General features: G+C 39.5%; 17 protein-coding genes. 7 read left to right on the top strand and 10 right to left on the bottom strand.

Annotated elements, in window-relative coordinates; translation table 11 throughout:
• Nucleotides 1–94: 94 nt before the first annotated feature.
• From NSQ95_RS02855 to NSQ95_RS02830, 6 genes are all read left to right on the top strand, one after another.
• The gene (locus NSQ95_RS02855; protein ID WP_340885547.1) at nucleotides 95–352 is read left to right on the top strand and encodes a hypothetical protein; all 258 of its coding nucleotides are present in this window, start codon (nucleotides 95–97) and stop codon (nucleotides 350–352) included.
• 65 nt (nucleotides 353–417) lie between these two features.
• A complete protein-coding gene (gene thiD, locus NSQ95_RS02850; RefSeq protein ID WP_340885550.1) occupies nucleotides 418–1251 on the top strand; it encodes a bifunctional hydroxymethylpyrimidine kinase/phosphomethylpyrimidine kinase in 834 nt (277 codons plus the stop codon).
• Between the two features lie 148 nt (nucleotides 1252–1399).
• Entirely contained in the window at nucleotides 1400–1750 is a 351-nt protein-coding gene (locus NSQ95_RS02845) for a YojF family protein (RefSeq protein WP_251557154.1), read from the top strand.
• A 12-nt stretch (nucleotides 1751–1762) separates the two neighbouring features.
• Nucleotides 1763–2449 carry a bacillithiol biosynthesis deacetylase BshB2 gene (bshB2, locus tag NSQ95_RS02840; protein ID WP_340885553.1) on the top strand — a complete coding sequence of 229 codons (687 nt, stop codon included), beginning with the start codon at nucleotides 1763–1765 and terminating at the stop codon, nucleotides 2447–2449.
• Between the two features lie 102 nt (nucleotides 2450–2551).
• Nucleotides 2552–3892 (top strand): YjiH family protein, encoded by a 1341-nt coding sequence (locus NSQ95_RS02835; RefSeq protein WP_340885555.1) that lies wholly within the window; start codon nucleotides 2552–2554, stop codon nucleotides 3890–3892.
• Nucleotides 3893–4347: 455 nt separating this feature from the next.
• Nucleotides 4348–5625 (top strand): IS110 family transposase, encoded by a 1278-nt coding sequence (locus NSQ95_RS02830; RefSeq protein WP_342560223.1) that lies wholly within the window; start codon nucleotides 4348–4350, stop codon nucleotides 5623–5625.
• A 964-nt stretch (nucleotides 5626–6589) separates the two neighbouring features.
• Here the strand turns inward: NSQ95_RS02830 and NSQ95_RS02825 are convergent.
• Complete coding sequence (locus NSQ95_RS02825) at nucleotides 6590–7891, bottom strand: NCS2 family permease (protein WP_340885559.1); 1302 nt, start codon at nucleotides 7889–7891, stop codon at nucleotides 6590–6592.
• 239 nt (nucleotides 7892–8130) lie between these two features.
• Nucleotides 8131–9090, bottom strand: a complete 960-nt coding sequence (locus NSQ95_RS02820) for an L-threonine 3-dehydrogenase (protein WP_340885562.1) — start codon at nucleotides 9088–9090, stop codon at nucleotides 8131–8133.
• Nucleotides 9091–9259: 169 nt separating this feature from the next.
• Between NSQ95_RS02820 and NSQ95_RS02815 the strand changes: the two genes are divergently transcribed.
• Nucleotides 9260–9886 (top strand): hypothetical protein, encoded by a 627-nt coding sequence (locus NSQ95_RS02815; RefSeq protein WP_342560222.1) that lies wholly within the window; start codon nucleotides 9260–9262, stop codon nucleotides 9884–9886.
• An 830-nt stretch (nucleotides 9887–10716) separates the two neighbouring features.
• Here the strand turns inward: NSQ95_RS02815 and NSQ95_RS02810 are convergent.
• The 8 genes from NSQ95_RS02810 to NSQ95_RS02775 form a co-directional block, all read right to left on the bottom strand.
• Nucleotides 10717–11907: a glycine C-acetyltransferase gene (locus NSQ95_RS02810; protein WP_340885568.1), complete on the bottom strand. Its 1191-nt coding sequence runs from the start codon at nucleotides 11905–11907 to the stop codon at nucleotides 10717–10719.
• A 126-nt stretch (nucleotides 11908–12033) separates the two neighbouring features.
• Complete coding sequence (locus tag NSQ95_RS02805) at nucleotides 12034–13095, bottom strand: hypothetical protein (RefSeq protein ID WP_340885570.1); 1062 nt, start codon at nucleotides 13093–13095, stop codon at nucleotides 12034–12036.
• A gap of 76 nt (nucleotides 13096–13171) precedes the next feature.
• Nucleotides 13172–13819, bottom strand: coding sequence for a YitT family protein (locus tag NSQ95_RS02800; protein ID WP_342560221.1), 648 nt, complete (start codon nucleotides 13817–13819; stop codon nucleotides 13172–13174).
• 103 nt (nucleotides 13820–13922) lie between these two features.
• Complete coding sequence (ybaK, locus tag NSQ95_RS02795; protein ID WP_340885575.1) at nucleotides 13923–14414, bottom strand: Cys-tRNA(Pro) deacylase; 492 nt, start codon at nucleotides 14412–14414, stop codon at nucleotides 13923–13925.
• Between the two features lie 10 nt (nucleotides 14415–14424).
• Nucleotides 14425–15087, bottom strand: coding sequence for a hypothetical protein (locus tag NSQ95_RS02790; protein WP_342560220.1), 663 nt, complete (start codon nucleotides 15085–15087; stop codon nucleotides 14425–14427).
• Nucleotides 15088–15302: 215 nt separating this feature from the next.
• A complete protein-coding gene (locus NSQ95_RS02785) occupies nucleotides 15303–15629 on the bottom strand; it encodes a four-helix bundle copper-binding protein (RefSeq protein WP_169360873.1) in 327 nt (108 codons plus the stop codon).
• Nucleotides 15630–15705: 76 nt separating this feature from the next.
• Nucleotides 15706–16254: a YdhK family protein gene (locus NSQ95_RS02780; RefSeq protein ID WP_342560219.1), complete on the bottom strand. Its 549-nt coding sequence runs from the start codon at nucleotides 16252–16254 to the stop codon at nucleotides 15706–15708.
• A 95-nt stretch (nucleotides 16255–16349) separates the two neighbouring features.
• Nucleotides 16350–18767, bottom strand: coding sequence for a heavy metal translocating P-type ATPase (locus NSQ95_RS02775; protein ID WP_342560218.1), 2418 nt, complete (start codon nucleotides 18765–18767; stop codon nucleotides 16350–16352).
• Between the last annotated feature and the right edge of the window lie 9 nt (nucleotides 18768–18776).

Raw genomic sequence — 18776 nt, 5'->3', positions numbered from 1 at the left:
CCTTCTATTAAACTACTACGTTTACAGTATCGAAAAGTTTCCCTATTAACAACTATTCCGCCCAATGATACGATGGTAAAAAGGGGAAATGCATATGGCAAATTTTGAATTTCGAGAAAAACTAAAAAAACTGGAGAATGCTGCTGTAAAAAACGATGTTCCACCAAAAGCAACGAGTATGGGTTTCGGTTGCTTTTTACTAGGAACTATATTTTTTATAGGAATCCTTGTTTACTTAACTATCTCACTTTATATAAATAAAATTTATATTGGCGGGACGATAACTCTTTTCGTTTCAATCACATTTGCTTTTATAGTGTTCAAGCTTTGGACTGCTCCAAAGCTGCCGTAATTGAATTTTCATATCTATCTGATACAATTAATGAAATAACTTTCACGCAAAAGGAGAACTTTTACATGTCTATTAAAAAAACGTTAACAATTGCAGGTTCTGATACTTCTGGCGGTGCTGGTATACAAGCAGATTTAAAAACATTCCAAGAGCATGGAACCTATGGTATGAATGTTCTCACCGTCATCGCTACAATGGACCCGGATAATAATTGGAGTCACCATGTGTTTTCCCTTCCTGTGGATGAAATTAAACGTCAAGCGAAAACAGCTCTATCCACTAATGTAGATGCTATTAAAACCGGTATGCTAAGTACGGAGGATATAATCGAAGCAGCAGGTAAAATTATTGAAGAGTCCGGTGTGACTAGTATCGTAATCGATCCTGTCATGGTTTGTAAGGGTGAAGATGAGGTATTGAACCCAGGTACTGTAGACTCCATGATCACTCATTTATTGCCACGTGCACTTGTTGTTACTCCAAATCTATTTGAAGCTGGTCAGCTTTCAGGACTAGGAATACTTAAATCAATCGAAGACATGAAGGCAGCTGCCGAAAAAATTCATGCGCTTGGGGCAAAAAACGTAGTGATCAAGGGCGGTAAACAATTGGCCCACGATAAAGCAGTTGACCTTTTCTATGATGGACAAACTCACACATTATTAGAAACAGAAAAAACGGAAACGACTTATAACCATGGTGCTGGCTGTACATTTGCTGCTGCGATTACAGCAAACCTAGCAAATGGTCTTTCTGTTGCTGAGTCTGTACTTGAGGCTAAAGAATTTGTTTCTTCTGCAATCGCTCACGGCTGGAAGTTAAACCAATACGTAGGACCTGTACTTCATGGCGCTAAAGGAAAATTCGGTGCTCCAGAAGTGACAACAACTACAGTCTAATAAACCCCTTACTCGCAAAGTCTAACAGGGCTTTGCGAGTTTTTACTTGTATGGTAAATTGCCATCAGAACGGCGGCTCAATCATTCGCTTGCTGAACTATTTTTCATTATACTATTAACAGACAGTATGCTAGGAGGCAATGAAAGTATGGAAATAGTGAATAAGGAACAATTACAAGAGCTATTAAATAGCTTTGCAAATGAAGATGTATACATTCATTTAGAAACAACAAATGGTGCTTATGCCACTCATTTCAACGAAAACGTATTTAATGCTGGTGCATTTATTCGTAATGTGGTGATTCGCTACGAGCTTGGTAAGGTAGCTGGAGAAGCTCCTCATCGTGTAGGTTTAAAGCTCCCTCACGGATGGGTATATGCTCAAGGTATTACACATTATGAATTAGATGAGCATGGAAGATTATTAATGGCTGGCCACGATCAAAGTGGAAAGCTTGCGGTAGCACTTGAAATCAGCAAAACACCGTTTACATATTAAGGAGGAAGAAAAATGACTTTACCAATGGAACGATCCGTGTTGGTCGTATTCCCTCACCCTGATGACGAGGCTTTTGGAGTTTCTGGAACAATAGCTACTTATGTAAAACAAGGAATCCCTGTTACATATGCATGCTTGACTCTAGGGGAAATGGGTCGCAATCTTGGAAACCCTCCTTTTGCAACTCGCGAGACACTGCCACAAGTTAGAAAGCAAGAGTTGCTTGCTTCTGCAAAGTCTATGGGTGTTACCGATTTAAGAATGATGGGTCTTCGTGACAAAACAGTAGAATTTGAAGATGATGAAAAAATGGTCCAAATGATGGAGGATTTAATCGCTGATACGAATCCTTCTTTAGTTATTACCTTCTATCCTAACTACGCTGTGCATCCTGACCATGATGCTACCGGTAGAGCGATGATTCGTGCTGTACGCAGAATGCCAAAGGATCAACGTCCAAAAGTTTATGCACTAGCTTTTTCGAATGATTCGAAAGAGGTATTAGGAGAACCAGACATCATCCATAACATTTCTGAATCGAGTGAAGAAAAAATGGGTTCTATGCGTGCCCACATTTCTCAAACGGCTTGGATGCTAGAAGAAATGGAAAAACGTCTAGCAGACGGAGAACCAGAAGCAGAAAACTGGTTACACTTTGAACGCTTCTACACATACGATTTTAATAAAGATTTCGAATAATAGAACATTGCTCATAGCTATAGACTTAGCTTCTCTAATGAATTATCATGTGTAAAACATCTATTTCATGCATAATTATTCAAAAAGAAAGTTGGCCTTCACTTGAAAAAATTCAGCTTATTTACTTGGCTTCTCTTTCTTCTCCCTTCTATAGCTGGTGTCATCCTTTTCATGATCCCGCTACCAATCGGAGGAGAAATAAAGATTCCTATCGCATGGTTTGCAAGTCTATTATCTGGTGTACTTGAACCTATTGTTCATTGGATTGCTTTAATTACCTTATTTCTTGCGGCTATTGGTTCTCTAATATTTTTATTTATACCAAAGAACGAATCATTTATTAACAATCTTTTTAAGGTTTCTATATTTTGGACAATCACAAGAGTAGTCGGTGCAATTTTTTCTGTCTTAATCATTTTCCAAATTGGCCCAGAGGCTATTTGGAATGAGGATACAGGAGGGCTTTTGTTAGCTCCTGATGGATTAGTTTCCTTCCTATTTACCATTTTCTTATTTGCTGGCTTATTACTGCCACTCCTATTGAATTTTGGGCTATTGGAATTTTTCGGCACGATGATGGTTAAAATCATGCGCCCTCTATTTAAGCTTCCAGGACGATCAGCAGTTGATGCACTTACATCCTGGGTTGGAGATGGAACAATAGGAGTCTTGTTGACGAGCAGACAATATGAAGAAGGCTATTATACAAAAAAAGAAGCTGCAATTATTGGCTCCACTTTTTCCGTTGTATCTATAACCTTCTGTATCGTTGTATTGGAACAAGTTGGTTTAGAGAAATACTTTGCTCCTTATTACTTAACCGTACTACTATGTGGTGTTGTCCTGGCATTTATCATGCCTCGTATTTATCCTTTAGCTGGCAAAGAAGATGTGCATATTGATGGTCGCCCATTAGACTTGGATGCAGAGAAATTTCCTGAAAATTATAATGCTGTCACACATGGTTTAGAAAATGCCTTAAAAACAGCAGATAAAAATCGCTCTATTACGAAGTTCTTCTCTGATGGAATTAAGAATGTTATCGATATGTATATTGGTGTTGCTCCAGTAGTATTAGCATTTGGAACTATTGCATTAATGCTCGCAGAGTATACCCCTTTCTTCACTATATTAGGTAAACCATTTGAGCCACTGCTTCTATTATTCGGAATACCTGAGGCTGCTGAGGCTGCACAAACAATGGTAGTTGGCTTTGCCGATATGTTCCTGCCTACTATTTTAGGTGCATCAATTGACTCTGAGCTTACAAGATTCTTTATAGCAACTATGTCAGTTACTCAGTTGATCTACATGTCTGAGGTTGGCGGATTATTACTCGGCTCTAAAATACCGGTTAACTTTAAAGACTTAATCGTTATTTTCTTATTACGTACGCTGATTTCATTCCCAATCATAGCAGCAGTTGCACATATACTATTTTAAAAGGAAAACGCTTGGAAAACTCCAAGCGTTTTTTCTATAGTGTTAGAAATCAACTAACGAAGGTCACCAGAGTTATTAAGATAAAAGCAATACTAAAGAAAATAGCTCTTATTTTAATGGAACGTCTAACTAACTCCTCATCTACTCGAGGATCTTCCAGTTAGGCTTTTTTATTGGCTATGTTAAAGGGTAGGGTTGATTTATAAAGCAAAGAAATCTTTAAACCATAGAGTAGAATTGATTTTTCGCACCAGCCGGACGCTTTCCGCAGGGTGAGCGATAAACCATCCCCCATCGCTATCGCGCGTGGTTGTGAAGTCTTATCTGTCTCACTCATCCCGCTGGAGCATTCCTGTATTATAACTTTACAGGCTCTTGAAAAAAAAAGAACCCTCTTATATGATGCTAGAGTAACAACCAATTGAATACTCAAAACATATATAGGAGGGCCCCTTATGAATAATAATACGAATCATAAAATTAATCAAGTGACTGAAAAGACGTTGGTCATCGGGATCGATATCGCCAAGCGCAAACATTACGCATGTGCTGTAGACGACCGTGGACGAGTATTGCATAAATCCTTTCCGATCAGACAGTCGGCAGAAGGATTTACGACCTTTTATGAACAGCTGCTCGTATTACAAAACAAACACGAGAAATCAGAAATCCTTGTTGGGTTCGAACCAACAGGACACTATTGGATGAACCTAGCGGCCCATTTAACCGCACATGACATCCGCTATGTGTTCGTGAATCCAAGTCACGTGAAGAAATCCAAAGAATTGGATGACAATCTGCAGACAAAGAACGATGTGAAGGATGCGATGGTCATCGCCAAGTTGATTCGCGATGGACGGTTCAGCTTCCCACGCATTTTAGAAGGCATCGAAGCGGAACTTCGCAATGGGGCATCCCATCGCGCCTCACTTCAGAAAGAGCTTGGCATCATTACAAACCGAATCATTCGATGGACAGATCGGTTCTTCCCCGAATTCCAACATGTCTTTAAAGACATCGGGAAAACCGCCCTGGCTGTGCTGGAGAAAACACCATTACCAGAGGACCTTCGAGAAAAAGAAGTGGCGGAGCTACTCCCTTTCTACAAAGAGGTTGAAGGGTTAAAGTGTGTCTCTTCCCCCAAAATAATAAAACTGAAGGAAGCCGCCGAAATCTCGATCGGGTTGACCGAAGGCCTAGAAATGGCTCGATTTGAGATTCATTCCTTGGTGATGCAATATAGGCTCGTAGAACAACAATATGAATTACTGGCAGAACGGTTACAAGAAATCGCTCAAGATATGCCCGATTATATATTTTTGTTATCTATCGAGGGGATCGACTCCAATACAGCCATCGAGCTGTTATCAGAGGTAGGGCCCTTCACAAACTTTCGTAGTCCACGCCAAATCATCAAACTAGCGGGACTAACATTACGTGAAAACTCCTCGGGTGAGCAAAAAGGACAAAAGAAGATTTCTAAACGAGGTCGCAAAAGATTGCGTGCAGCCCTCTTCCGAGCCATCTTGCCTATGATTCGTTACAACTCTGCCTTTCAGGCACTATATCATTATTATATTGAACGCCCAGTAAACCCTTTAAGAAAGAAAGAAGCCATGGTGGTCTTATGTGGAAAACTATTAAAAATCGCACATGGCCTCTGTACGAAGAAACAGATGTTTCAATCAGAACGCATGATACAAGACCTGACCGTTCTTCAAACGGCAGCGTGAACCATTTCATTAGTTATTAACTTAGTTGGATGACATAGAGAGCTGGCACAACCGCGACATTCGACTTCAAGTCCCTGCTGGAGCATAGCCGGCCTCTGCCTTATGACTAGACCGAACGAAGGAATGTATGCGCGCGACGCAAAGAGATATGGGAGGGTACGTCATCATAAGTTCTGCAGAGAAACAGAGTGCATCCAAGAATAACATATTTATAGGATTTTTAACTAAATTATTTAGCGGAGCACAGCCTTTGTTTCCAATATTTTTAATAAGTGGTTTATTACGGTGCAAAAGGTCAGTTAGACGAACCCAAAAAAATTTTTTCACTTTAAAATACGTAATGAAACCATTGGTATGACTACATTTTAAGAGGGAGTCGCCGTCTGTCGCTCCAATCAATAAATAGGAACATCTTTGATGCATCGATAAATTGCTTATAAATTTACTCGCATAAATAAAGCCGAAAAACTATACCCAATCCCAATTTTCATCATCTATTTATGATAGTAATTTGAATGTCCTTTTAATATTGCTGACAGTCACTATAAAAAAGAATTATTAGTCAAAATCCACAAATAACTTCAACAAAGCTTTTTTATTTAATAAACCGACAGTTTTTGTTGAATTCCTATATTGCCATGTAGAAATTACATAGCAATAAATAAAAAAACATGAAATCGATAACTTGATTTCATGTTTTTCTTGTTTTTTAAGTTAGGTAATTTCTTGTTTCCATTCTATTTGTTTGGAGAGGAAGCGGCGACTCCTGGGGGAACAGCTTGAGCTGAAAGCCCCACAGGAGCAAAGTGACGAGGAGATTGAAGCCGTGCCCCCGGAAAGCGTCCGCTGTAACGGAAAACAACTACAGGAATTTGAATAGAAGCACCGAAAACTTTACCAGTCCGTAGATTTTTTGAGTCTTTTTACTTGGAGGAGATTTTATCTCAACCTTTATTTATATTTATTAGTGTGGCAAAAAAATTAATTGAAATGCAAATAGGATAGCGAAGATATAAAGCATGATATTAACCTTTTTCGCTTCCCCTTTAATTAATTTCAACAGCGGATAAACGATAAACCCAAAAGCAATACCTGTTGAAATGCTTGATGTAAGGGGCATAATCAAGATAATTAAAAATGCTGGGAATGCTTCGTCAAATTTACTCCACTCAATCTCTTTTACAGATCCAATCATCAATGCGCCAACAATGATTAAGGTTGGCGAGGTAATAGCTGCAACACCAGACAGCGCACCTACTAAAGGTCCGAAGAATGATGCAACGATGAAAAGCACAGCTACAGTTAAGCTAGTTAAACCAGTACGACCACCAACAGCTACACCAGAGGAAGACTCAACAAATGCTGTTGTTGGACTAGTTCCGAACATTGATCCAACAGTAGTAGCTACTGAATCTGCTAATAGCGCTTGGCGTGCGCGTGGAAGCTTATCATCTTTCATCAAGCCAGCTTGCTTAGCAACACCAACCATCGTACCTGTTGTATCGAAAAGCGTAACTAAAATAAAGGAAAATACTACTCCATATAAACCGTAAGAAATAACCTGTCCAATTGCCTCTATTGGATTCCAAATTAAAATACCTTCTGGTAGATGAGGAAGAGCTACCACTTTTTCAATATGTAATTGTCCAGTAAGCGCAGCTACAATACCAGTAACGACCATACCGATAAATAATGCACCATTTATATTACGCACCATCAAAATGACTGTGATTATTAAACCAAATAACGTCAGCAAAACACCTGGAGAAGTTAAATCTCCTAACATCACCAAATTGCTATCACTAGCAACAACTACCTTTGACATACGTAAGCCTAAGAAAGCAATAAACAAACCGATCCCTGCAGTAATGGCATACTTCAAATTAGAGGGAATAGCGGTTATTAGCTTCTCGCGTAAAGGTGTTAAAGATAAAATAATAAAAATTATACCCGCTACAAAAACAGCTGCAAATGCTGTTAAATAATCAATTTTACCATCTGATGCTAATACAACTGCATAAGTGAAATATGCGTTTAACCCCATTCCAGGAGCTATAGCAATTGGATAGTTGGCGCAAATCGCCATCCATAATGTGCCGATAACAGCAGAAATAATTGTTGCCATAAATACTTGGTCCAGTGGTACACCTGCATCCGATAGAATAATTGGATTTACCACTACAATATATACCATAGTAAGGAATGTGGTCATTCCTGCTATAAGCTCTGTCTTCACATTGGTACCGTGTTCCTTCAAACGAAACATCTTATTACCTTCTTCCTTAAACACGAACGATTTTAACAACATTAATCATATTATTCGTTTTTTAGATAAATTTCAACCCTTTTAGTTAAATTTATTATTCTCTAAAAACTTTGTTAAAGATTTGGCATGAAATATATTCTACTTAGTATTGCATTAAAAGGCATGTTTATGAATAAATGGAACTGTCTCGAAGAAAAAAGCTATTAAAAATTTAAGCCATACACAAAAAAACAGGCCCTTTATAAGGAGCCTGCAGTTTTTTTAATTTTTAATGTTTGTAGCATATCTTTTGTCATAGCGTCTAAATCATATTTATACGAGAAGCCCCACTCTTCTTTCGCTGCTGTCGCATCAATATTATCTGGCCAGCTGTTAGCAATCGCTTGGCGCACTGGATCCACATCATAGCTCATCTGGAAGTTTGGTATTTCCTTTCGGATAGAGGCTGCAATTTGTTCCGGTTCAAAGCTCATTGCTGTTACATTAAATGCATTTCGATGAATCAATTTAGATGGATCTGCCTCCATTAAATCGACAATTGCTTGAAGTGCATCCGGCATATACATCATATCCATAAATGTTCCTTCTGCGATATAAGAAGTGTAAGCGCCATCCTCTAATGCTTTATAGTAAATGTCTACAGCATAGTCAGTTGTTCCCCCGCCTGGTAATGTCTCGTTTGAAATCAACCCTGGGAAACGCACTCCTCTAGTATCCAATCCAAATTTATGGAAGTAGTAATCACATAACAATTCTCCAGATACTTTGTTTACTCCATACATTGTAGTTGGACGCTGTAATGTATCCTGTGGCGTGTCTTTCTTAGGAGTTGATGGCCCAAAAGCGCCTATAGAACTCGGTGTAAAGAATTGCATTCCTAGCTCACGTGAAGCTTCCAAAGCATTTACTAGACCACCCATATTTAAATTCCATGCTAAAAGTGGCTTTGCTTCTGCTGTTGCAGAAAGTAATGCTGCCATATGAACCATTGTATCTGCTTGGAATTCCTTCGCCAGCTGATACATTTTTTCACCATCTGTTACATCTAAAATATCAAAGGGACCACTTTCCGTTACTGGAGATACTATATGTCTGATATCTGTTGCCAAAATATTATTTGAACCATATTCTTTTCGTAATTTCGTCACTAGCTCCGAGCCAATTTGTCCTAATGCTCCGGTAACCATTATTTTTTTCATCTTTATTTCTCCCTTTCAAAAACATTTGTATTTTTGGGAAGTACATTATATTAATAAAATACCTTGATACGACTATGTTTGTCAGGAATTAATTATATCGTGTTCATTCGTGAAATACAACTATATACATTTTCGATTTTTGGTATAATAATTAGATTAGGAGGTATTTATGAAAATAATAAAGTACGCACTCATCTTTGTATTAGGGGTAATATTGGCAACAGCTATGATGTTTCTAGAGTTACCGTTCTGGTTCATTTATGTATCAGTTGTAGTAATTTATTTACTTTTGTTAGTCGCCCCACAAATGTATACCGTTTATAAATCCAAGAACCTAAATAAAATAGAACAATACTTGGAAAAGAATAAACGAAAACCCATATTTGCTTACCCGCTAGCTTTAAAAACTGGTGATCAAGAACAAATTGTTCGCTCCATAGAGGAAATTTTGAAAAGACACAAACAACCCTATATGCAGGAAGTATATAAAACCATGTTGGCACTTTTTGAAAACAACGTCTCCAAATTTGAACAGCTAGCCAAACAAATAAGCAAAGAACCACTTCGTACTTATTACATAGCATACGCAGAAGCACTTAAAGGAAATTTCGACGAGGCCAATACTCTAAAAAATCAACTACCAAAAGAATGGATGCAGCACGCCATAGCAGCTGTCATAGCTAAACAACAAGACAACATCGATCTCTTTGAGAAAGAAGTAAACATATGCATCGACCTAGCAAAAGGCGTTCAAAAATATAGTCTCTATTACTCTTTTCAATTGGATACATATTGAGGGAAGTTGTTGAGTGAGTGTTGACCGACCGATTATTCAGGGAAACCGACCGATTATGGACCAGAACCAACCGATTATTTGAGAAAACCGACCGATTTTTGAATCGAACCGACCGATTCCAATAAAAAAGCCCGCCTTGGCGGGCTTTTTCGTATATTCCGTTGACCCCTCTCTCACTTTTAGGTGCAGACCCACTCTTTAGGTGACAATTTCTCTATTTTATGTAGCACTTCACACTCATTTAGGTGCAACTAGCTCTGGTTTATGGGACACTTTTCGGGGTTTATGGGCGCTCCTACTTTTTATGGGACACTTTCATCCATTTATGGGACACTACTAACCTATTTATGGGCACCTTTCGCTCATTTATGGGACACTTTTCGGAGTTTATGGGCACTTCTACTCTTTATGGGACACTTTCATCCATTTATAGGACACTTCTAACCTATTTATGGGCGCCTTTCGCTCATTTATGGGACACTTTTCGGGGTTTATGGGCACTTCTACTCTTTATGGGACACTTTCATCCATTTATGGGACACTACTAACCTATTTATGGGCGCCTTTCGCTCATTTATGGGACACTTTTCGGAGTTTATGGGCGCTTGTACTTTTTATGGGTCAATTTCGCGTTTTTATGGGTCATTTTCATCCTTTTATAGGACTCTTCTAACCTATTTACGGGCCCCTTCCACATGATTATTGGCGGTTCACCAACATTCCACCTGAGCTCCTTACCCTATAACTCGCCCATTCTTTTATTCCAGCTGCCACCCCACACCCCCCCACAAAAAAAAGCTACCAAATTAATTGGTAGCCGTTATTCATTCTTATTTAATTACACCTAGCTCTTTTCCTACTTTTTCATAGGTAGCGATGGCTTCATCTAGCATTTCTTTTGTATGGGCTGCTGTTGGCATGTTGCGAACTCGGCCGGTTCCTTTAGGTACTGTTGGGAACACGATGGATTTCGCGTAGACACCTTCTTCAAACAGTCGTTTAGAGAATTGTTGCGTTAGCTTTTCGTCTCCGATGATGCATGGAGTGATTGGTGTTTCAGAGTCACCGATGTTAAATCCAAGCTTCGATAGGCCAGCTTTAAGATAGTCTCCATTTTCCCATAGCTTGTCATGAAGCTCTGTAGAATCGATAATCATTTGGACTGCTGCAGTGATTGCTGCTACATCGCCAGGTGGTAAGGCTGTAGAGAATAGGAATGGACGTGAACGAACCTTTAACCAGTCGATTAAGTCCTTCTTCCCTGCAACATATCCGCCAACGACTCCGATTGCTTTAGAAAGAGTACCGATTTGGAAATCGATTTCTTTTTCTAGGCCAAAGTGCTTCACTGTTCCTTTACCTTTACCTGTCACACCAGAGCCATGTGCATCATCCACATAGGTGATTAGGTCAAACTCTTTTGCTATTTCTACGATTTCTGGAAGCTTCGCGATGTCACCATCCATAGAGAAAACACCATCAGTAATGACCATTACTTTGTTGTATTGTCCAGATTCTGTAGCTTCTTTTGCTTTCTTGCGAAGATCCTCCATGTCGGAGTGATTAAATGGGATGATTTTAGCTTTTGAAAGTCGGCAACCATCGATAATGGATGCATGGTTTAACTGATCAGAAAGAATCGCATCATTTTTATCCATTACTGCGGAGATAGCAGCCATGTTGCAGTTAAAACCAGATTGATAAGAAATTGCTGCTTCTGTTCCCTTGAATTCAGCAAGCTTTTCTTCTAGCTTTACGTGTAGGTCTAGCGTGCCGTTAATCGTACGTACCGCTCCTGCTCCTACTCCATATTTATCTATCGTTTCTTTTGCAATACGCTTCAACTCATCATTTGTAGCTAGTCCTAGGTAATTGTTTGAGGATAGATTGATTAGCTCGTTACCGCCAACTATAATAGTTGGTCCGTTCGCTCCCTCTACTGGATCGATTTCGTTATATAGACCTTGACTCTTTAGTTGCTCTAGGTTTTCTGTCAGAAAACTATTTAATACTTTAGACAAGTTCATCTTCCTTTCACACAAATATTCCACTTTATTTTACCATTGTTGTAGAAGAAAGACTAAGATATGTCCCTTTGAAAAATCCGAGCTCCCCGTAAATAAAGAAAAGCGAGTAGGAAACCCTACTCACTCAACTGTTTCTAGCATTCTATTGTGAATCTCTCTCCATTTTTCCTCATCTATTGCAGAATCGTAAAGTGATTTAATAAGCTTCGCCTCTGCAAAATAGGTACTGATGTAATCTGTAGCAAGCTCCATTTCACCTGTATAAGTCTCTCGAATTTTCGTCAATTCTTCTTCATCCCATTTTGTTTGGTCAATATATGGGAAGAAATCAACAATGTCATCACCCTCGCGTTCTGGATCGTAGACATGAGGACTTGTTGCATCGACAATGCTCAACTGAAGCTCTGGAACCACAACCCCGTCAATACTATTAGCATCGAGTCCGCACCAAATGTATTGAACATCTAGTCCGTGCGATTTCGCTTCTTCTCCAAACTTTTTCATAAAGGAGGACTTTCCGCTCCCTGGCAGTCCCTTTATATACAAGCGGGTTTTTAAATTTTTGGAAATGGAAGCAAACGTATCCTTTGCTCCTAAAGGTGTAAGTGAACCCATTAAACGATGAGTCAGCTTAGGTTTTTTTTGGAGCTTTACGAATCCTATATGCTTCTTTTGAAGGTCCTCTAATAAAGAATTAATGCCCTTCCAATCCATCCCCGGCTGGATGAGTTGCTCCCAATCATCATGGATGAGCTTAGCTCTGGACAGTGCTTGCAAGCCCTTCGCTAGCCAAGCCTCTCCCTCAAGGTGCTTATCGCGGACAACTAGTCCCACATCACGAAGTCTGTCCGGTTGATAGGCGTCATAGTAAGTTACCCATTCATGACCAGCCCCATAGAAGAAGGGATCAATGGTATTTGTTTGAAGGTAAAGTGTTTTTGTATCCACAATATAAACAGCCTCTACTGCGTCCTCATCTAGCGGATCTAAAAACCATTCCATATCATTGCCTCTCCGTATCGCCGCGTATCCAATTTCCTTCAACGTATCTGAGAGTCTAGAGCTTGCTGGCCCTTTAAAAAAATATACCTTTTTTGCTTCCTGAATGATCTCCTTATAGAAGTTTTTAACACCTTGTCCTGTATAAGATTTGCCCATAAAGTGCGTAATTGTTCCGTTCAAATAGTCATCCTTTCTATGGTTCATTCAATAGATAATGTATGCTACGGTAATTTAAAATATGAAAAAACGCTGAGAATCATATATGCTTCTCAGCGCTTTTGTTCATGAAGGGTAGTCTATAGCCACTTATCTTTTGTAAATATTTTTGTGAGGCAGGTAATGTGTAATGCACGAGCTGGCCAAGACCAAACGCAATAAGGATAGTCCCAATCCCCACTGGTCCACCAAGCATCCAACCGGCAATAGCTACGATAACTTCAATGCCTGTCCGCACCTTCTTTAAGCTCCAGCCTGTCTTGTCCATTATAAAAAGCATTAAAGAATCGCGTGGTCCAGCGCCAAGATTCGGTGATACATAAATCCCGATCCCGATGCTCATAACTATTACCCCTAATATAAATATCACTGCCTGACCCAAGAATTCTGTCGGATTAGGCAAAAGCCAATTAAACATATCGATGAATGATCCCACAAACAAGATATTAAGCCATGTACCTAATGCAGGAATTTTTTTAGTGCTGATCATTGTAATTAAAACAATTATAATGCCTGTCAAAATAGCCCATGTGCCAATGGATAACCCTAGATGATTAAACAGACCAACGTGTAAAACATCCCAAGGACCTATACCAAACAAGTATCCTTTAATAGTCATCGAAATTCCTAATGACATAATCGTTATGCCCACTATAAAAAAGGCCCAACGCAAAACAAGTTCCTTCATAATTCAGTCCTACTTCCCTTTAACGAAAAAACCATTCTCAACTAAACAGTTGGAATGGAATCATTTCTAACTATATCTATTATAATCGCTTGAAGGAAGAATGCTAGTCCATTTTAGAATTGGTAATTAAAGCCGTTTTGCCATTCGTCATGTGAAGTAAGTCAGCTAGTGTCAGCTTCACCTGAAGCCCTATCCTGCCTCCACTAACAATAATATAGTCATTATTTTCTGCGCTACTGGCCACAATGGTTGGAAATAACTTTTTCATTCCGATTGGAGAGCAGCCTCCTCGTATGTATCCAGTCGTTGGGAGGAGATCCTTTAGATGTAGCAGCTCCACCTTTTTCTCTCCAACCTCCTTTGCCACTCTTTTGAGATTTAACTCCTGGTCCACAGGGATAATGCAGACATAATATTTGTTTGGTCCAGCTGTCACAAGTAGTGTTTTATACACGACAAAAACGGGGTAGCCTATTTTATTTGCTACAGTTACCCCATCCACTTGATCGCCAGTCAGCTCATACTCAATTAATTCAAATGGTATTTTTTGCTGCTCCAGCATGCGGACAGCATTGGTTTTTTGTTTTTTAGCCATTCTATTACTCCTATGCTATCTGGAAAAAGCTCGGTTGTTGATCAGAAAAGCCATACATTTTTAAGTGAACCTGATAAGAATATTTGGCAATTGCCTGCTCCTTTAATCGCTTTGCTTGTAGATTTTGCAAATCATCCTCCAAAACCTTTGGTGTTTGAAAATCTACCTGCATAGAGCGATTAAACACTTCAGACTCTATATCCTTTTGTCGTTGAACCTCTATCTTGATTTGTCTATTCGCCATTTCATTTAACGTAAGCTGAGCTTGCTCTTGTCTAATTTTCGAGGTTGCACTTGCAGCGACCAATAAATGCTGTGGCGTTGCAGGTGTTTCTGCAAAAGCTTGACTGCGAACCTTTTCCAATAGTTCTATTGTCTTTTCAGGTGTCGGTCCTCCTATGCTTTGTATGGGAATACCCGGACCCTTTATATCCATTATAGCTTGCTTTTCCATTTGCTGAAATTCACGAATAGCAGCAGAAAGCTCTGGTGTTTCTTTCTCTTTTTCTTTATTCCCCAGTAAAAGATCTTCTAAATCATTTAAAGAGGGAGTTTTTGGCAGGAAATACTCTGCATGCCTTCTATATGCCTGGCCTGCATCTTTACGTTGTACTGCCTTTATACTAGACATAAAGTTAGACATCCCATTGCCAGTTGCTTTAACTAAGCTCATCCCTAATCACCATCCCTTCCATACCTTATTGTTCTTTAAAGTTTAACTAATTTGTCAAAATAATTAAATAACCTTTAGTCATAAGTTGATATGAGGCATAATAATCAATTAAAAATTTATGTATTTTCCTATCAATTAGTATAAAATGCCTAATTTTACTAAATAAAATAAGACAGCTATAAAAAGAAATAGCTGTCTGTTAATTTTTCCTTTTTTTACGCGACCATCTGACGACAAATTTCAGCACATTTACGACAAGATTCTGCACATTTCTGACAGTGTTCATGATCGTGTTTGGCACACTCTTCACCACATGCATCACAAATTTGAGCACAAAGCTTACAAATTTCCTGCACAAACGGGCTATTTCTTGTCATAGCCTGGACTGCATATGCACAAATATCTGCACATTCACGATCTAAACGTATGCAACCTGCCATCATTTTTACATGATCTTCCTTGAGACAAGCGTCATAACAATGATTGCAAGCCTCTAGGCATTCTAAACACGCCTTTATACATTCTTCATACTTCGTATTCATCATAAGTCCTCCTCTTGTTTAAATATCTGTTACTATTTTTCCCTAACAGTTAGGATTTAAACAAGAGAACTTTCGGTCATTTAGCTTCTGATAATTCATCCTCTATAACCCATTTATGATTCTTAACCTCAGTCCCATCGGTAGTCGAAACGTAATCAATCATGTAAACTGTCGTGTCCTCAGACGATTCAATGATAGCTTCTGCTCCGTCCATTCCCTCCATGTGTTTAGCATTCAGCATCACATTAGAGCCAACTATTCCCTTGCCATCCGTAGCTTCTAATTCCTCATGTATTACCCATTTATGGTTCTCTACTTTTTCCCCATCCGTTGTAGACTCGTAAGTAACCGCATATACAGTTGTATCGAAGGCACCAACAATAGTAGCCTCTGCACCGTTCATGCCTTCCATATGATCTGCTTCGATTATGGCCTTGCTTCCTACTTCAAATTTAGGGTTCTCCGCCTCAGCCAAGCCCTCCGGAATTACTCCACCGTCGTCCATATGATTCATATGAGCATGCTCCTGCTCTGTATTCGTGTCTTTTGCAGTTTCTTTACTATCATCACCACAGCCTGCCAGTAAAATTAACGAGCATAACCCTGTTATAGCTATTTTCTTCATTTATCTCTCTCCTCTTCATGCATAGTTTACATTTAATCGTATTTTTCTTATGTAAAGAAAACGACCGCCACTCAGCAGCCGTTTTCCTTATTACTCTATTTATCCAATTTAACTCGTTGTAAACGTAAAGCGTTCAAAACTACCGAAACAGAACTAAATGCCATGGCAGCTCCAGCAACCCATGGTGCGAGCAAACCAACTGCTGCAATTGGGATACCTAATACATTATAAGCAAATGCCCAGAAAAGATTTTGCTTTATATTTCTCATTGTTTTGCGACTCATTATAATAGCATCCGCAATACTGTTTAAATCTCCGCGAATTAATGTAATATCAGCTGCCTCCATGGCTACATCTGTTCCTGTGCCAATCGCCATTCCTATATCGGCAACTGCTAACGCTGGTGCATCATTGATGCCGTCTCCAACCATCGCTACTTTTTTCCCAAAGGATTGCAGGTTTTTAATTTCCTCAGCCTTACCTTCAGGAAGCACCTCCGCTATAACATGGTCAATTCCAGCTTGTTTTCCTATTGCCGCAGCTGTTAGCTGATTATCCCCTGTGATCATCATGACCTCAATGTTCATATCCTTCAATCGTTGAATTGCCTGAATGGAAGATTCCTTAATGGTATCAGCAACAGCTATCATACCAGCGTACTTCCCATTTATACTTGCTAGCATAGCTGTCTTTCCTTGTGCCTCTAGTTCTTCCATTTGATTAAGAATGGTTGCTATTTGGACATTGTTTTGATTCATTAATTTTTTAGTTCCAACCAGTACTTCCTGCTCATTGATCACTGCTTTTACACCGAAACCAGGAATTGCCTCGAAGGATGTGACTTGCTGCAGCGTTATCTCACGTCCTTTTATGCCATCTACAATCGCCTCTGCCAGAGGATGTTCAGACTGTTTTTCAGCAGCCCCGATATATGAAAGAAAGTCGAGTTCTTTTATTCCCTCTGCCACCATTACATCTGTTAGCTTCGGCTTCCCATAAGTGACTGTGCCGGTTTTATCTACAACCACCGTGTCAATATGGTGTGTCGTTTCTAAATGTTCGCCACCCTTAAACAATATTCCAAACTCTGCAGCACGACCAGAGCCAGCCATTATCGAAGTTGGTGTTGCAAGGCCTAACGCACATGGACAAGCTATGACGAGTACCGCTATTAACGCTTCCAGTGCTGGCGTAATCTCTCCGGGATCGACGAGGAAGAACCAAATGAGAAATGTAACAATTGCAATTCCTACTACAATCGGAACGAAAATCCCCGAGATTTTATCTGCCAAACGCTGAATAGGAGCTTTTGAGCCTTGAGCGTCCTCTACTACTTTAATAATTTGGGCAAGCGCGGTGTCTCTCCCGATTTTTGTTGCCTGCATTTGAATGGATCCGTTTTTATTGATAGTTGACCCAAACAATGAAGCTCCAGGTACTTTATCAACAGGTATACTCTCTCCGGTTAGCATGGATTCATCAACTGCACTATTTCCATCTACTACTATTCCATCGACCGGAATTTTTTCCCCTGGCTTCACAAGGATCGTGTCACCTACTAGCACTTCCTCAATAGGGATCATTAACTCAGAACCTTCTCTTAGAACCAATGCTGTTTTCGCTTGAAGACCCATTAATTTTTTGATGGCCTCTGATGAACGTCCCTTCGCCTTCGCTTCGAATAATTTCCCTAATAAAATAAGCGTAATAAGAACCGCACTTGTTTCAAAGTAAAGCTGAGCGGAATGGTGTTCACCGACCGTTATAATAGCTTGATAAACACTATAAAAATAAGCCGCTGATGTCCCTAACACGACAAGGACATCCATATTAGCACTACCATTTTTCAGCGCTTTGTAAGCACTAATATAAAACTGTCCTCCAATGATAAATTGAACTGGTGTTGCTAGTGCCATTTGCACCCACGGGTTCATCAAAAATTCAGGTACATATAGAAACGTTGTAAAAGAAAAATGACCGACCATCGTCCATAGAAGTGGCAAGGAAAATATCGCTGCAATAATAAACTTTGTCTTTTGCCTCTTGATTGCTTCCTCTCGGTAGTCAACCGTCTCTTTATCCTCAGATTTTATAATTGCCCCATACCCTAGCTTTTCTACCTTTTCGATAATGTCATTTACCGTAAGATCGGAAGGGTTAAATTCTACAGTTGCTCGTTCCAGCGCCAGGTTCACATTGGCAGAGCTTACACCTTCTAATCTATTTAAACCTTTTTCAATACGGGCTGAGCATGCTGCACAAGTCATGCCGGTAATAGCAAATTCTTTTTTCTCTTTCACAACACCATAACCAAGTGCCTCAATTTTTTTCTCAAAGTCTTCCTCTGTCACTTTCTCCGGGTCATATTTAATGACAGATTTCTCTAGTGCCAAATTAACATTAGCTTCTTCTACACCGTCCATTTTGTTAATAACCTTTTCAATTCTCGCAGAGCATGCTGCACAGGTCATCCCTGTTATCTTATAGCTGGTCTGCTTTATGTTATTATCCATTTCATTACC

This window comes from Psychrobacillus sp. FSL W7-1457 (assembly GCF_038593405.1).
Taxonomy (GTDB): Bacteria; Bacillota; Bacilli; order Bacillales_A; family Planococcaceae; genus Psychrobacillus.
The sequence above is the reverse complement of the archived record's forward strand: the minus strand, read 5'-3'. Positions and strand labels throughout refer to the sequence as shown.

Excerpts from the sequence above, each read along its gene's own strand:
- thiD (WP_340885550.1), top strand. The coding sequence starts at position 418 with ATGTCTATTAAAAAAACGTTAACAATTGCAGGTTCTGATACTTCTGGC.
- bshB2 (WP_340885553.1), top strand. The coding sequence starts at position 1,763 with ATGACTTTACCAATGGAACGATCCGTGTTGGTCGTATTCCCTCACCCT.
- NSQ95_RS02845 (WP_251557154.1), top strand. The coding sequence starts at position 1,400 with ATGGAAATAGTGAATAAGGAACAATTACAAGAGCTATTAAATAGCTTT.
- NSQ95_RS02825 (WP_340885559.1), bottom strand. The coding sequence starts at position 7,891 with ATGTTTCGTTTGAAGGAACACGGTACCAATGTGAAGACAGAGCTTATA.
- NSQ95_RS02830 (WP_342560223.1), top strand. The coding sequence starts at position 4,348 with ATGAATAATAATACGAATCATAAAATTAATCAAGTGACTGAAAAGACG.
- NSQ95_RS02775 (WP_342560218.1), bottom strand. The coding sequence starts at position 18,767 with ATGGATAATAACATAAAGCAGACCAGCTATAAGATAACAGGGATGACC.
- NSQ95_RS02790 (WP_342560220.1), bottom strand. The coding sequence starts at position 15,087 with ATGAGCTTAGTTAAAGCAACTGGCAATGGGATGTCTAACTTTATGTCT.
- NSQ95_RS02800 (WP_342560221.1), bottom strand. The coding sequence starts at position 13,819 with ATGAAGGAACTTGTTTTGCGTTGGGCCTTTTTTATAGTGGGCATAACG.
- NSQ95_RS02815 (WP_342560222.1), top strand. The coding sequence starts at position 9,260 with ATGAAAATAATAAAGTACGCACTCATCTTTGTATTAGGGGTAATATTG.
- NSQ95_RS02780 (WP_342560219.1), bottom strand. The coding sequence starts at position 16,254 with ATGAAGAAAATAGCTATAACAGGGTTATGCTCGTTAATTTTACTGGCA.
- NSQ95_RS02855 (WP_340885547.1), top strand. The coding sequence starts at position 95 with ATGGCAAATTTTGAATTTCGAGAAAAACTAAAAAAACTGGAGAATGCT.
- NSQ95_RS02785 (WP_169360873.1), bottom strand. The coding sequence starts at position 15,629 with ATGAATACGAAGTATGAAGAATGTATAAAGGCGTGTTTAGAATGCCTA.
- NSQ95_RS02820 (WP_340885562.1), bottom strand. The coding sequence starts at position 9,090 with ATGAAAAAAATAATGGTTACCGGAGCATTAGGACAAATTGGCTCGGAG.
- ybaK (WP_340885575.1), bottom strand. The coding sequence starts at position 14,414 with ATGGCTAAAAAACAAAAAACCAATGCTGTCCGCATGCTGGAGCAGCAA.